This window comes from Paraburkholderia edwinii (assembly GCF_019428685.1).
Classification (GTDB): Bacteria; Pseudomonadota; Gammaproteobacteria; order Burkholderiales; family Burkholderiaceae; genus Paraburkholderia; species Paraburkholderia edwinii.
Map to the genome: position 1 here is coordinate 2,622,524 of NZ_CP080096.1, position 14,475 is coordinate 2,636,998.

Here is a 14,475-nt window from a genome sequence, read left to right on the forward strand (position 1 = left end):
GATGGCTACCACGCACAACCTCGGCTTCCCGCGCATCGGCGCAAAACGCGAACTGAAGTTCGCGCTGGAAAACTACTGGAAGGGTCAGACGTCGCGCGACGCACTCAAAGCCGTTGGCACGCAGCTTCGCGAGCGTCACTGGAACGATCAGGCGCGCCTCGACTTCGTTCCCGTCGGCGACTTCGCGTTCTACGACCAGGTGCTCGACATGAGCTTCACGCTCGGCAATCTGCCCGAACGCGTGCGCGATTTTCATGGCGACGCGCTCGATAACGCGTTTCGCGTGGCGCGCGGCCGCTCGGCGCAGGGGACAGAAGCGGCAGAGGCGACGCAAGAACACGACGCATGCTGCGGCGGTGTCGCCGCCGGCGAAATGACGAAGTGGTTCGATACGAACTATCACTACATCGTGCCCGAGTTCACGTCGGCGACGAACTTCTCGCTCGACGCAACACGCCTGGTCGCGCAACTCGGCGAAGCGCGCTCATGCGGCGTGCACGCGAAGCCGGTCATCATCGGCCCGGTCACGTACTTGTGGCTCGGCAAGTCGAAGGATCCGAACGGTGCCTGGGACCGCCTCGCGCTGTTGCCGAAACTGCTGCCCGTGTACGGTGCGTTGCTCGATACGTTCGCAGCGCTTGGCATCGACTGGGTGCAGATCGACGAGCCCGCGCTCGTGACGGAACTCGATGCAAACTGGCGCAACGCATTCGTCACGGCCTACGATTCGCTCTCCACCCGGCGCGTGAAGGTGCTGCTCGCCACTTACTTCGGGCAGCTACAGGACAATCTCGAGCTGGCCTGCTCGCTTCCGGTCGACGGTCTGCACATCGACGCCATCAACGCACGCGATGAACTCGCGCAAGCGGCGTCGCTGCTGCCCGCCAGCGCAGTGCTCTCCGTCGGCGCAATCAACGGCCGCAATATCTGGAAGACGGATCTGAACGCGACGCTCGCATGGCTCGAACCGCTCGCACAGAAGCTCGGCGACCGTCTGTGGATCGCACCATCGTGCTCGCTGCTGCATGTGCCGGTCGATCTCGAAAGCGAGCACAAGCTCGATGCGGAAATCCGCTCGTGGCTCGCCTTCGCCTTGCAGAAGCTCGCTGAAGTGAAGCTGCTTGCCGACGCATTGAACAACGGGCGCGCTTCGGTCGCGCTGGAACTCGTCGCCAACGCAAAAGCCATCAACAGTCGCCGCACATCGTTGCGGGTCAACAATCCAGTCGTCAAGGCAGCGATTGCGCGAATCGACGCGGCGCTCGGCAAGCGGCACAGCCCCTACACCGCACGCGCGCCCAAGCAGGCTGCGTTGCTGAACCTGCCCGCCTTCCCGACCACGACGATCGGCTCGTTCCCGCAAACGGCCGAGATTCGCCGCGCGCGCAGCCTGTTCAAGGCCGGCGCGCTCGACCAAGTGGGCTACGACATGGCGATGCAAGCGGAAATCGCACGCAGCGTGCGCGAGCAGGAATCGCTGGGCCTCGACGTACTCGTGCATGGCGAAGCCGAACGCAACGACATGGTCGAATATTTCGGCGAGCAGCTCGAAGGCTATGCATTCAGCCAGTTCGGCTGGGTGCAGTCGTACGGTTCGCGCTGCGTGAAGCCGCCGATCCTGTTCGGCGATATCAGCCGCCCGAACGCGATGACCGTCGAATGGATCCGCTACGCGCAGACGCTCACGAAAAAGCCGATGAAGGGCATGCTGACGGGCCCCGTGACGATTCTGAACTGGTCGTTCGTGCGCGACGACCAGCCGCGTTCGGTGTCGTGCCGCCAGCTTGCGCTCGCGATTCGCGAAGAAGTGCTCGACCTCGAAAAGGCCGGCGTTTGCGTGATCCAGATCGACGAAGCCGCCTTGCGCGAAGGCTTGCCGCTGCGCCGCTCGCAATGGAACGAATATCTGCAATGGGCCGTGGAATCGTTCCGTATCGCGGCGAACGGCGTGCGCGATGAAACGCAGATCCACACGCATATGTGCTATTCGGAGTTCAACGACATCATCGCGTCGATTGCCGATATGGATGCCGACGTGATTACGATCGAGACGTCGCGCTCCGATATGGAACTGCTCGACGCATTCGACAACTTCAATTACCCGAACGAGATCGGGCCCGGCGTGTACGACATCCATTCGCCGAACATTCCGTCTCAGGCACATATCGTCCAGCTGATGAAGAAGGCCGCCGAGCGCATTCCGCCGCAACGCCTGTGGGTCAATCCGGACTGCGGACTGAAAACGCGGCAGTGGGCCGAGGTCATTCCGGCGTTGACCAATATGGTTGCGGCGGCGAGGACGCTGCGCAGCACACCGTTCTGAGGCGGCACCAGGTAATAGCACCGTCCATCAATCGCGCATCGGCATGCGGGCCCGTCCCGCATGCCGATGCGTTTTTTTTGGCGCACGGATGTCCCCTTTTCCGATTTCACGTGTCAAGCACATAGGAGCCACACACACCAAACCATCACTTCAGGAGTCCGTATGCCGTCCCGCCGCGCCCTACGCAGTTCGTCCATCTCGTTGTTTCAGCGCGGCGCGCGCGGCAGAAGATTCAAGTCACTCCCCGCCGGTGCGGCCGCGCTCGCGCTGCGCGGCATTCCGGCCGGTCTGGCGTTCGCCGGCATCGCTATCGTCCCCACCACGTTCGCAGCCGATGCGCCGAACGCCGTCGCGGCCACCGCTGCTGCTTCGAAAAAACCGTATACCGTCCCCGCCGGTGCGCTCGGTGCCGCGCTCTCCGACTTCGCGAGTCAGGCGGGCGTCGGCGTGCAGATCGATACGCGGCTCGTCGAAGGCGTGCGCACGCCAGGGCTCAACGGCACTTATACGGTGTCCGAAGGCTTCGCGGCACTGCTGTCCGGCACGAACCTCGAAGCATCCGAAAGCAGCGCGGGCGTTTTTCTGGTCCGTCAGCGGCCGGCGTCCGACAACGGCGTGCCCGAGGGCGCGGTGCTGCCTACCGTCAAGGTGTCCGCGCGCAACGCGCCGATCAACCCGTATGGCCCGACCGTTGGCTACGTCGCATCGACCACCACGACGGCGATGAAAACCGACACGCCGATTCTCGAAACGCCGCAGTCCGTCTCCGTCATCACGCGCGAGCAGATGACGCAGCAGGACGCGCAGACGCTAAACGCTGCCGTGCGCTACACGGCGGGCGTAACGCCTGAAACGCGCGGCGGCACGGCCACCCGCTACGATCTGCTGACGATTCGCGGCTTTACCGCGGACACCTACTGGAACGGCCTGAAGCTGCTGCAAAACGGCCAATACGCAGTACCGCAACTCGATCCGTATCTGATGGAGCGCATCGAAGTGCTCAAGGGCCCGGTCTCGGTGCTGTATGGCCAGGCCGCCGCCGGCGGCGTGCTCGATCAGGAAAGCAAGCTGCCGTCGCGCGAGCCGCTGCACGACGTCGGCATCGAGTTCGGCAACTACGGCCACAAGCAGGCGACCTTCGATTTCTCCGGCCCGTTCGACCAGGACGGGCGATATCTGTACCGGCTCACCGCGCTCGCCCGCAGCGAGGACGGCCAGATCAATACGACGCGCAACGAGCGCATTGCGATCGCGCCGTCGTTCACATGGCGGCCCGACAAGGACACGTCGCTGACCTTGCTCGGACTGTTCCAGCGCGATCCGCGCAGCACGTCGTACGGCAGCGTGCCGCCCGAAGGCTCGGCGCTGTTCAACCCGTACGGCAAGCTGCCGATCGACTTCTACGACGGCGATACCGGTTTCGAACGCTTCAGCCGCACGCAGGAATCGATCGGCTACCAGTTCGCGCACAACTTCAATCCGGATTGGACCGTGCGCTCGAACGCACGCTACTTCCATATCAGCCAGGACTACGCGAGCGTCTACAGCAACGGGCTCGAAAGCGACTTCCGCACGCTCGACCGCGGCGCCATCTCGTCGCAGGAACAGCTGAACACGTTCGAGATCGACAACCAGCTGCAAGGCAAATTCTCGACCGGCCCCGTGCACCATACGCTGCTGACCGGCTTCGACTATCAGCACATCGGCAGTTCGTGGAATATGGGCTTCGGCGCAGCGCCGACGCTCGATATTCTGAATCCCGATTACCAGCAGCCGATCGGGCCGCTCGACACCGCGCTCACGCGCGTTCGTCTCAACCAGTACGGACTCTACGCGCAGGACCAGATGCGCTACGGCCCCGTGATCCTGACGTTAAGCGGCCGCGAGGACTGGACCAACACCACGACGACAAACGCCAGCGACAACTCGCAGATCCAGCAGTCGGCACGCGCATTCACGAAGCGCGCCGGCCTGACCTATGTATTCGACAACGGCATTGCGCCGTATGTCAGCTATACCGAATCGTTCTCCCCGCAAACCGGCACCGACGCGGGCGGCAAACCGTTCGACCCGGAACGCGCGCATCAGTACGAAGTGGGCGTCAAATTCCAGCCGAACAACTACGACGCGCTGCTGACGATCGCGTGGTTCGACCTGACGCGCAACAACCTGCTGACGCCCGATGCGAACAACCCCGCGTTCCAGGCGGAAACCGGCGAAGCGCGCTCGCGCGGCGTCGAAGTCGAAGCGAAAGCGAGCCTGTCCGATTCGCTGAACGTCACGGCAAGCTACACGTACCTCGACACGAAGTACATCAAGGACAACAGCGGTCTCGAAGGTAAATATTTCGCCGCGGTCCCGCAGAACCAGGCGTCTGCCTGGGCCTACTACACACAGCGGCGCGGGCCGCTCGCGGGCCTGTCCGCCGGCGCGGGCGTGCGCTACACGGGCCAGACCTACTCGTACGACAACAGCTACAAGCTCAGCAGTTTCCTGCTGGTCGATGCGACGCTGCGCTACGATCTCGGCCGCGCGCTGCCGCAACTCAAAGGCACCGAAGTTTACGTCAACGCGCAGAATCTGCTGAACAAGCACTATGTCGCGTCGTGCATCTACACGACGTGGTGCTATTTCGGCTATGGACGGCAGGTGTTCGCGGGCGCGAACTATCACTGGTAATACACACGCGATGGGCGGATGCGCTTGCGGGTCAACCGCCCTTCGCGTTGTTTGCGGCGCTCGCGCTGTTTCCGTCGGCGCCTCCGCTGCCGTTGTTCGCGGCCGCAATCGTCACCCAATACCGCGTGCGATACACGACGTTCACCGGCAAGGTCCGCGGCAGCGCCGCCAGCACATTCTCGATATTGCCGAGCTGGAACGCGCCGGTAATGCGCAGATTCGCAACCTCGGGATCGCAGCGCAACAGCCCGTGCCGATAACGCCCCAGCTCGCCGATAAAATCGGCCAGACGCATGCCGTCGGCGAACAGCACCCCGCGCGACCAGTCACCCGCGTGACGATCGGCGGCCTCGATCGCATCGATCGACGTTGCCGTGAAGCGCGTTTGCTGCCCCGCATCGAGCACCGTCGCGCGCTCGGGCGCATCGACGGGCGTCACTTCGACTGCGCCATGCAGCACGGCGACGCGCGACGCTTGTGCGGCATCATCGTTTCGCACGACAAAGCGTGTGCCGAGCGCGCGGATGCGCCCCTGCCGCGTCTCCACGATAAAGGGCCGATAGACGCCCGACGTATTGCCCGCGTCGCGTCCCGTTTCGACGAGAATTTCGCCGTCGTTCAGCACGACGCGGCGCTCGCTCGCGGTAAAAGCGATATCGATTGCCGTCGACGTATTGAGGTCGATGCGCGTGCCGTCCGCCAGCATGACGAAACGGCGCTCGCCGACCGCAGTGCGCTCGTCGGACAGCCAGTCGCGCCACCGCATCGCACGATAAGCGGCGTAACTCGCCGGCCCCGCGGTGAACGCGACCGTCAGCGCCTTCAGCGCAAAGCGGCGGTCCGTGCGCGCACGGCGGCCAAGCGTGCGCACGCCGACACTCGCGGGCAGCATCGCGAACTTTTCGTTGAGCCGCTGCGCGCGCTGCCAGGCGCGCTCGTGCTCGGGGTCGGACGCGCGCCAGCGCGCGCAGGCGTCGATGTCTTCGGGCGACGCGTCTTCGCGCAGCCGCACGAGCCACGCGGCGGCTGCACGCGCGACCGCGCGATCGAGCGGAGGCGATTCGCGCGGTTCGTCACTGTCGGCAGCCGTGCTGCTTACATCATCAGCAGGATGCATTCTTCGAACGCGGTCGCCATATAGCGCTTGATGGTCCGCACGTGAACGCCGAGTTGCGCGGCGACCTCGGCGTAGGACAGCCCTTCGAGTTGAGCGAGCAGAAACGCCGTGCGCACTTTGGGGTCGAGGCGATCGAGCATCGCGTCGATTTCATGCAGCGTCTCGAGGATGATGACGCGGTCTTCGGTCGACGGAATCTGCGCTTCGGGCAGCAGTTCGAGCGTCTCGAGAAACGCTCTTTCGAGCGATAGCCGGCGATAGTGGTTCAGCAATACGCGGCCCGCGACCGTCGTCAGATACGCGCGCGGCTCGCGCAGGTCGAGGTCGCCGCGTCGGTCCCACGCGACCAGCACCCGCATAAAGGTGTCGTGCGTGAGGTCCGCGGCATCGAACGCATTGCCGAGCTTTCTACGCAACCACGTTTGCAGCCAGCCGTGGTGGTCACGGTAGAGGGCGCCCAGCTCCGGTTGCGCGTCGAGTTGAACCACGGACATTGAACGACCCTTTTGGTTGACACATTCGGTTGACACACTTTGACAAATGCGAATTATTCGCATTTATAACCGATCGGGTTCGTTTGCGCAATGCATCAGTGGTTCGTCAGGGGTCGCCCGGGGGAGCGCCGGGTCCACACGGGTCGCCCATGCGCAATGCGCGCTTATCGCCCGCACAGGACATCCGTTAGTTGCTCGAAGCTCACCGGCTTGATCAGATGACGATCGAACCCCGCGCCATCGCTGCGCGCGCGATCTTCGGGCTGGCTCCATCCGGTTAGCGCGACGAGCCGCACCTCGCGCGCGCCGTTGCCGCGCGCGCGCACTTTTTGCGCGAACGCATAGCCGTCCATGCCGGGCATGCTCAGATCGACGAATGCGATTGCCGGGGCGCAGCGCTCGAGCGCGTCCAGCGCTTGTGCGCCGTCGTAAAACACGGTCGCTTCGCATCCGAGCACGCGTAGCAACTCGGCGAGACTGTCGGCGGCATCATGATTGTCATCGACGACCAACACCTTGTGCGCCTCGAACGGGGCGGCTTCCTGCACGCGGCCGCCGGCGCGGGCCGGGTCGGCATGCTCGATCGCCTCCAGAACGGGCAGCGACACCGTAAAGCAACTGCCCTTGTCCTTGCCCTCGCTGCTCGCGCAAATCGAACCGCCATGCAGTTCGACGAGCTTTTTCGCCAGCGCGAGCCCAATGCCGAGCCCCTCGCCTTGCGTCTGCGGCTGCAAGCGGCCAAACAGCGTGAACAGCAACGATTGCTCGTCGGCGGAGAAGCCGATCCCGCTGTCCTTTACGCAAATCGTGGCGCGGCGGTTCGACGCCCGGCGCGTTGGCGACCAGCCGGGATCGAGGGTCACCGAAATGTCGATCGCCCCGCCGTCCGGCGTGTACTTCGCCGCGTTATTGATGAGATTCGAAAACACCTGGGCGAGCCGCACTTCATCGCCGTCGACGTAGACCGCGCCCGGCACGGCATGAACGGTCAACGCATGCCCCGCCTTTTCGACGGCCGACCGGCTCAGTTCGAGCGCGGACTCGAGCACGGCCGACAGATCGGTACGCCCGCGATGCAGCCTGATCGCGCCGCTGTTGATGCGCGCGACCTCCATCAGATCGTCGACGAGCCGCACCATATGATCGAGCTGGCGGTCGAGCATGTCGAACACGCGCGTCGCGTCCTGCGCGGCCTGGCTCAGACGCAGAATCTGCAAACCGTTGCGGATCGGCGCGAGCGGGTTGCGCAGCTCATGCGCGAGCGTCGCGAGAAACTGGTCCTTCATCCGGTCCATTTGCTGAAGCCGCGCTTCGCTTTCGCGAAGCAGCTTTTCATCGCGCGTGCGCTCGATCAGGTCGGCCGCTTCGCGCGCGAGAATATCGAGCAGACGCAGCTGCCTCGCGTTCGCCTCGTACGGCTGGCTCCAATGCGTCGACAACATGCCGATCAGCGCGCCGTCGCGCGAATGCAAAGGCGTGGTCTGCACGGCGCGGATGCCCATCTCGCGATAGAGGGCGAGATCTTTCGTATCGGCCAGCCAGTCGACCGTTTCCACATCGGACAGGGTCACGCGCGTCTCGGACGCGAAAGCCATACCGCAACTCGTGGTCGAATCGACGTAGACGTTGCGCCAGTGTTCCTCGGCCGATGGCGAGAAACCGCAATGCGCGATCAGTTCGAGCTTGCGTTGACCGGTCGAATCGGTAGACAGCATCTGCAGGCTCGCGAAATCGGAGCGCAGCAACGCGCGCGCGGCTTCGACAATACGTCCATAAAGCGCTGATGGCTCGTGTTCGACGAGCATATGCAGCGACAGATCGTGCAGCGCCCTGCTATCGGCCAGATCCTCGTTCAGCAACGCGATCAGGCTCGCGGAACTGGAATCTGTCCCCGCCGTATCAGGCGGCTGATTCTCTAATGGCTGTGCGTCTTTTCTAGTCATCGTCGTTCGTCGCTCGAGTGTTGGCCACCGGCGTCAGGGAAACGAAATCCGCCTGACGTCACACCAGCGCGCTCATTATGATGCAACTCCCCGGCATCTTTGCCGGATTTTCCGGCCAGGCGACCATGCCGCAAACAAGAACGGCCGGCTGCGCCTGTCGGGCAGCCGGCCGCTTCTTTGCCGCGTATTTGACACATGCGCGGCGAGAAACATCGCTAGGAATTCGCCGCTTCGGGCGGCGATGCGCCGTCGTGTGGTTCTCCGAACGAATCCTTGCGACGCTCGCCGGACGATCCGCCGGAAGGCTCAAGCGACAGTTTCCTTTCAGGCGGCTTCGCGGAGGCGCGCTGCTTTGCGCCCGGATTCGCGCTCCCGCTCGCGCTCGCCGACGTCGTCGTGAACTTCACGTGATGTTCGGCTGCATCGTACGTGCACATGATGCTCGAGCCTTCGCCGATATCGCCCTTCAGCATCTCCTTCGCGAGCTCGTTTTCGATCAGTTGCCGGATCTGACGGCGCAACTCACGCGCACCGAACTCGGGCCGGTAGCCTTCCGTCGCGAGATAGTCGACCACCGTATCGTCGAACTCGAGGTCGATGTCCTGGCTCCTGGCGAGACGCTTCACCTGTTCGAGCTGCAGCCGCACCACATGCCGCGTCTCATCGCGCGTCAGCGCCTTGAACAGGATGATGTCGTCGATACGGTTCAGGAATTCGGGCCTGAAATGCTGGCGCAACACGTTCATCACGCCGCTTTGCACGGTCGACACCGCATCGCCGCTCAGGAAGCCCGGACCCGCGCGCGTGTGTCCGCCAATCACTTCGGCGCCCAGGTTGCTCGTCGCGATGATCAGCGTATTGCTGAAGTCGACCACGCGCCCTTTGCCGTCGGTCAGGCGCCCATCGTCGAACACCTGCAGCAGCACGTTGTACACGTCCGGGTGCGCCTTTTCGATTTCGTCGAACAGAATCACGCTATACGGACGGCGCCGCACGCGCTCGGTCAGTTGCCCGCCTTCATCGTGTCCCACATAGCCGGGCGGCGAACCGATGAGCCGCGACACGGCGTGCCGCTCCATGTATTCGCTCATATCGATGCGCAGCATCGCCTCTTCGTCGCCGAACACCACTTCGGCCAGCGCTTTCGCGAGCTCGGTCTTGCCGACGCCCGTGGGCCCGAGGAACAGAAATACCGCGGTCGGCCGGTGGCGTGCCTGCAAGCCCGTGCGCGAGCGGCGCACCGCGTCGCTGACCGCCTGTACCGCCTGGTCCTGGCCGATCACGCGCTCGTGCAGCCGCTCTTCCATATTGAGCAGCCGTTCGCGTTCCTCAGTGGTGAGTTGTGCGACCGGAATGCCGGTGAGCTTCGCGACGATCTCCGCGATATTCGTCACGGTTACGTGCGACGTATTCGCCCCCATGCCCGTCTTCCATGCATCGGTCGCCTCGCTGAGCGCGCGCTCCTTGTCCGCGATTTCGGTGTCGAGCGCGTGCGCGCGCTCGTATTGCTTGCGCGACGCCGCGTAGTCCTGCTCGCGATGCAGTTGCGCGAGCTCGGCTTCGTGCTCGAGTATCGCGGCCGGGCGCGAGGTGGCCGACAGATGCACCCGCGCGGCCGCCTGGTCGACGAGGTCGATCGCCTTGTCCGGCAGAAAGCGCCCGCTGATATAGCGGTCCGACAGTTCGGCCGCGCCGACGATCGCATCGTCCTGAATCGTCACGCGATGGTGCGCCTCGAGCCGGTCGCGCAGCCCGCGCAGAATGTTGATGGTCTGCACGACGCTCGGCTCGGGCACGAGCACCGGCTGGAAGCGCCGCTCCAGCGCCGCGTCTTTTTCGATGTACTTCTGATACTCGGAGAGCGTAGTCGCGCCGATCAGGTTCAGTTCGCCGCGCGCCATCGCGGGCTTGAACACGTTCGCGATATCGAGGCCGCCCTCGCCACCGCCCTGCCCCGCGCCGACAATCGTATGCACTTCATCGACGAACAGCACGAGCGAATCGAGGTTCGCGGTAATTTCCTCGAGCAGTTGCTTGACGCGCTCCTCGAACTCGCCGCGAAACTTCGCGCCGGCCACGAGCGAATTTACGTTGAGCTCAACCAGGCGCTTGTCGCGCAGCGACTCAGGCACGTCGCCGTTCACCATCCGCTGGGCAAGCCCTTCGACGACGGCCGTTTTGCCGACGCCCGGTTCGCCGATCAGCACCGGGTTGTTCTTGCGGCGCCGTGCCAGCACTTCGACGAGCGTTTCAATTTCGCCCGACCGGCCGATCACGGGGTCTAGCCGGCCATCGCGCGCAAGCGCGGTCAGATCGCGGCTGAATTTATCGAGCTGCGGCGTATTCGACGGTGCGGCGACTGTTTCGCGTTTCATGCTCGGCCCGATGGCAGAGGCCGTCTGCGCACGCAACGCCTGCGTATCGAGCCCGTATTTGACAAACAGATTGCTCGCAAAACTGTTGTTCACTTCGGCAAGGCCGATCAGCAGATGCTCGGGACCGACGTAGCTGTGGCCCAGTTCGCGCGAAGCAAGAAACGCGCGTTCGAGCGCGCTTTTCAGGCAAGGCGTGACGCCCATCTGATTGTCGGGCGGCGCTTCGAGCGCGGTGCGTTTGGGCGCATTCGCATCGATATAGGCGCGCACGTCGGTGGACGAGATGCCGAGGCTTTTCAGAATCGAAATGATGACCGCGTTGTCGGCCAGTTCGTAAAGCAGATGCTCGGTATCGACTTCGCGTCTACCGAACTGCACGGCGCGTTCCGCCGCGCGTTGCAGCATTTCTTTTGCCAGATCGCTGAAATGCCGTTCGATATTGACGACCGCTTCAGCGCCTTCGACGCGCTGCGGCACCGGGCGCGCGTACGTGGCCGCGTCGCCGAGTTCGTCGAGCTGATCGGGCATGGCGCTGCTAAACAGCGCCTCGAGCGGCGATAGCGTGCGCTGATGCCGTGTCAGCTGCTCGTAGTGGTAGTCGCATACATCGAGAATCCGCCTGCGTCCGCTCTGAAGCACTGCGAGCCGCACGCTCGCGGGCCTGACGCCGCAGATGTCACAGACTTGCCGTGCCATAAGAGCTCCCCTGTGAAACGATTCGCGTAAGGAAAAACCCCGCAACCCGCGTCCGGCCTTGCCGGCGCAGATTCGATGCTACATGATCGGTGCGCGAAGCGCATTCAGGGTGCGAAGAGGCACGGCAATCGCAGGCTTCGTGCCTGATTCGAAATCGAAAGGAGCGTTATGTTCGTCGTGTACTGGCTCGAGGGGCTTGAAGACTTGAGGGGATTGAAGACTTGAGGGGCTTGAAGACTTGAGGGGCTCGCAGGACCCGGCGCGCGAAAATCAAAAAGCGCCGCCCACGCAAACCGCAAGCGTGAACAGCGCGCGAAACATAAAACCAGACTGATGCACCGGCATGCATGGCCGCACTACATCACACCTCCGCTGTGAGCAGCGCATCGAGACCGCCTTGCTTCTCGAGCGCACGCAAATCGTCGTAGCCGCCCACATGCGTGTCGCCGACAAAGATTTGCGGCACCGTGCGGCGGCCGCTGCGTTCGATCATCTCGAGCGTCCTCGCCCGATTGTTCTCGATGTCGATTTCGCGGAACGCCGCGCCCTTGCCGCGCAATAACGCTTTCGCGGCAAGACAGTACGGACAGGTACGCTTCGTATAGAGCGTGATTTCAGACATCGTCATCTCCAGAAGTTTGAAGTTGCGGCGCCGCTGCCGCGAGCGCGCGAATCTCGCGCGCCCGGCAGCGATCGTCAGTAGCCGGAACGATGGACAGCGGTCAGACTTCTTCGTCGACAGCCGGAAAGTCCACGTCCGTCTTCGCGACGTTGTTCAGGTAGTTCGTGAAGGTCACTTGCGCGACGACGGCGATGATCTCGACGATCCTGCTGTCGGTGATGCCCGCCTCACGCGCGGCAGCGACATCCGCATCGCTTACACGGCCGCGTTGGCTGGCCACCGCTTTCGCGAGCGTCGCGAGCGCGCTGCCTTCGCCGCGGCGCGCGGCGCGAATCGCGTCGTCGGCGAGGCCTGCGTGGCCGCCCAGCACCGTATGCGCGGCAAGACAGTACTCACAGCGGTTCACTTGCGACACCGCGAGCGCGATGATCTCGCGTTCCGCCGCGCTGAGCTCCCCCTTCGACAGTTGCTGTTGTCCTTGCATGAAAGCGCCGAGCGAAGACGGCGAATTTGCGAAGACCTTGAAAAGATTCGGCAGGAAGCCCGTCGCCTTTTCGACTGCATGCAGCGACGCTTGCGCGGATGCCGGGGCTTCACCGATCGACAGGGTTTGAATGCGTGCCATGGTAGTTCTCCTTGTGACAACCAATTGTTGAAAATGCAACCGAAGTGGTTTCGTTTAAATTCCGTCCGTCATCCAACGGATTGGTTGCACTTTACGGATTGGCGGCACGCACGTTAATGGCACGCTGGATCAAGAAATTGCCCGATCGGCTCACGGCCGCGGGCGGCGTGACGAGGGCATGGCGAGGGCGTTAGCTGGCAGAACGATGGAAGCGTGGCCACCGCGGAATGCGGCGGCGGCAAAGACAAAATGGAGAAATGGCGGTAACCGCTAAAACACCCGATTACGCGCAAACGCGTAGCGCATCGGACGCGGCCACCCGGCAGCGCGGCGAACCACCGCCTACTTCGACTGCGGCTGCAGCTGAATATTGCCGCCTGTTGCACGCCAGCGCGCGGGCGTCACGCCGATATGCCGCTTGAACACACGCTGGAACGCGGCCTCGGACTGATAGCCGACGGTCGAGCCGATCTCGGCCACCGATGTCGTCGTTTCGAGCAGCGCGCGGCCCGCGAGCGTCAGACGCACTTCGGTCAGCATATCGGTCGCGGAGCGGCCGATGGCATCCTGGAACTGCCGTACGAAGGTCGCGCGCGACATATGACATAGCGCGGCGAACTGGTCGAGCGTCCACGGTTCGCCGGGATTTTCGAACATCGCGGAAAGCGCCGGCTGCAGCCGCGGCTGACCCGCCAGCGCAAGCAGTCCGCGCGGCGCATCGGCGCCTTCGCTCGCAAAACGCAGCGTCAGCGCGAACAGCGCAGCCGACAGATAGTTGATCAGGCATTCGCTGCCGGGGCTTTCGTCGAGCGCCTCCTCGCGCATCAACGAGACGATGCGCGCGAGCCGCGAGCCGGCGACGCTCGGCTGCGATGCGCCGCCAGCGGATGCATCTTCGCCGGCTGCATCTTCATCGGTAGAGGGAAAGCCAGAGTCAGAGTCAGAGGCATCGGCATGGCCGCCTTCACCCGCGACGTCCGCGATCCGTATCGCCCCGGCCGCTTCGTCGCGCGCGGCCTCGGCCGCCTCCGACGCCTCAGACGTCACGTCCGACGTCACCTCGGACATCGCCTCCGGCGAGGTCCCGCGCACCCCCGCATACGGCAGGCGCGGCGCCGCCTGCCCCGCCGCCACCGACCCCGTACTGACCACGAGCCTCGCCGGCAAATGCTCGCGCAACAGCCGCTCCGGCATCGCGCCGACCAGGAAGCGCCCGCACAGCAGGTCGGCGACCGGCCCCGAACTGCCGTTTTCGACGACCGTCAGCGTGATATTGCGCCGCTTGACCGCCGGCGCGGGCGGCGCACCGCTGCCGTCATGAATGCGGTGCGGCGTGCCAGTCGGGAACAGGATCACGTCGCCGGCCGTGAGCCTGCGCGGTGGCCCGTTGCCGTCCTCGAGCACGGCTTCCCCGGCCAGCAGCACGTGATACGGAATCTCGTGCACGCCGGCCGTACCCACTTCAACCACCCATGGCGAGCCGAAATGGCAGCGCTCGTCGATGCGTCCATTGACCGGCGTCAGCGAAAGAAAGCGGCTTAGCAGATCCATATGAGTCGTTTGAGCAATTTGTTGATCCGTTAGCGAATTCGCACGCGGCG

9 protein-coding genes are annotated in these 14,475 nt (G+C 64.0%); 2 read left to right on the top strand and 7 right to left on the bottom strand.

The window, feature by feature from the left end; genetic code table 11:
• Window position 1 precedes the first annotated feature (1 nt).
• Window positions 2–2,323, top strand: a complete 2,322-nt coding sequence (gene metE, locus KZJ38_RS33175) for a 5-methyltetrahydropteroyltriglutamate--homocysteine S-methyltransferase (RefSeq protein ID WP_219801253.1) — start codon at window positions 2–4, stop codon at window positions 2,321–2,323.
• Between the two features lie 162 nt (window positions 2,324–2,485).
• Window positions 2,486–5,002, top strand: coding sequence for a TonB-dependent siderophore receptor (locus KZJ38_RS33180; RefSeq protein WP_219801254.1), 2,517 nt, complete (start codon window positions 2,486–2,488; stop codon window positions 5,000–5,002).
• 31 nt (window positions 5,003–5,033) lie between these two features.
• Here the strand turns inward: KZJ38_RS33180 and KZJ38_RS33185 are convergent, their stop codons facing one another.
• The 7 genes from KZJ38_RS33185 to KZJ38_RS36800 form a co-directional block, all read right to left on the bottom strand.
• Window positions 5,034–6,119, bottom strand: a complete 1,086-nt coding sequence (locus tag KZJ38_RS33185; protein ID WP_219801255.1) for a FecR domain-containing protein — start codon at window positions 6,117–6,119, stop codon at window positions 5,034–5,036.
• Window positions 6,098–6,613 (bottom strand): sigma-70 family RNA polymerase sigma factor, encoded by a 516-nt coding sequence (locus tag KZJ38_RS33190; RefSeq protein ID WP_219801256.1) that lies wholly within the window; start codon window positions 6,611–6,613, stop codon window positions 6,098–6,100. Before KZJ38_RS33190 ends, KZJ38_RS33185 begins: the two co-directional genes overlap by 22 nt.
• A gap of 164 nt (window positions 6,614–6,777) precedes the next feature.
• Complete coding sequence (locus KZJ38_RS33195; RefSeq protein WP_219801257.1) at window positions 6,778–8,556, bottom strand: hybrid sensor histidine kinase/response regulator; 1,779 nt, start codon at window positions 8,554–8,556, stop codon at window positions 6,778–6,780.
• A 215-nt stretch (window positions 8,557–8,771) separates the two neighbouring features.
• Window positions 8,772–11,627 carry an ATP-dependent Clp protease ATP-binding subunit gene (locus KZJ38_RS33200; protein ID WP_219801258.1) on the bottom strand — a complete coding sequence of 952 codons (2,856 nt, stop codon included), beginning with the start codon at window positions 11,625–11,627 and terminating at the stop codon, window positions 8,772–8,774.
• Window positions 11,628–11,988: 361 nt separating this feature from the next.
• Entirely contained in the window at window positions 11,989–12,249 is a 261-nt protein-coding gene (grxC, locus tag KZJ38_RS33205) for a glutaredoxin 3 (protein ID WP_219801259.1), read from the bottom strand.
• 100 nt (window positions 12,250–12,349) lie between these two features.
• The gene (locus tag KZJ38_RS33210; RefSeq protein ID WP_219801260.1) at window positions 12,350–12,874 is read right to left on the bottom strand and encodes a carboxymuconolactone decarboxylase family protein; all 525 of its coding nucleotides are present in this window, start codon (window positions 12,872–12,874) and stop codon (window positions 12,350–12,352) included.
• 342 nt (window positions 12,875–13,216) lie between these two features.
• Entirely contained in the window at window positions 13,217–14,425 is a 1,209-nt protein-coding gene (locus KZJ38_RS36800; RefSeq protein WP_246641897.1) for a cupin domain-containing protein, read from the bottom strand.
• Window positions 14,426–14,475 lie beyond the last annotated feature (50 nt).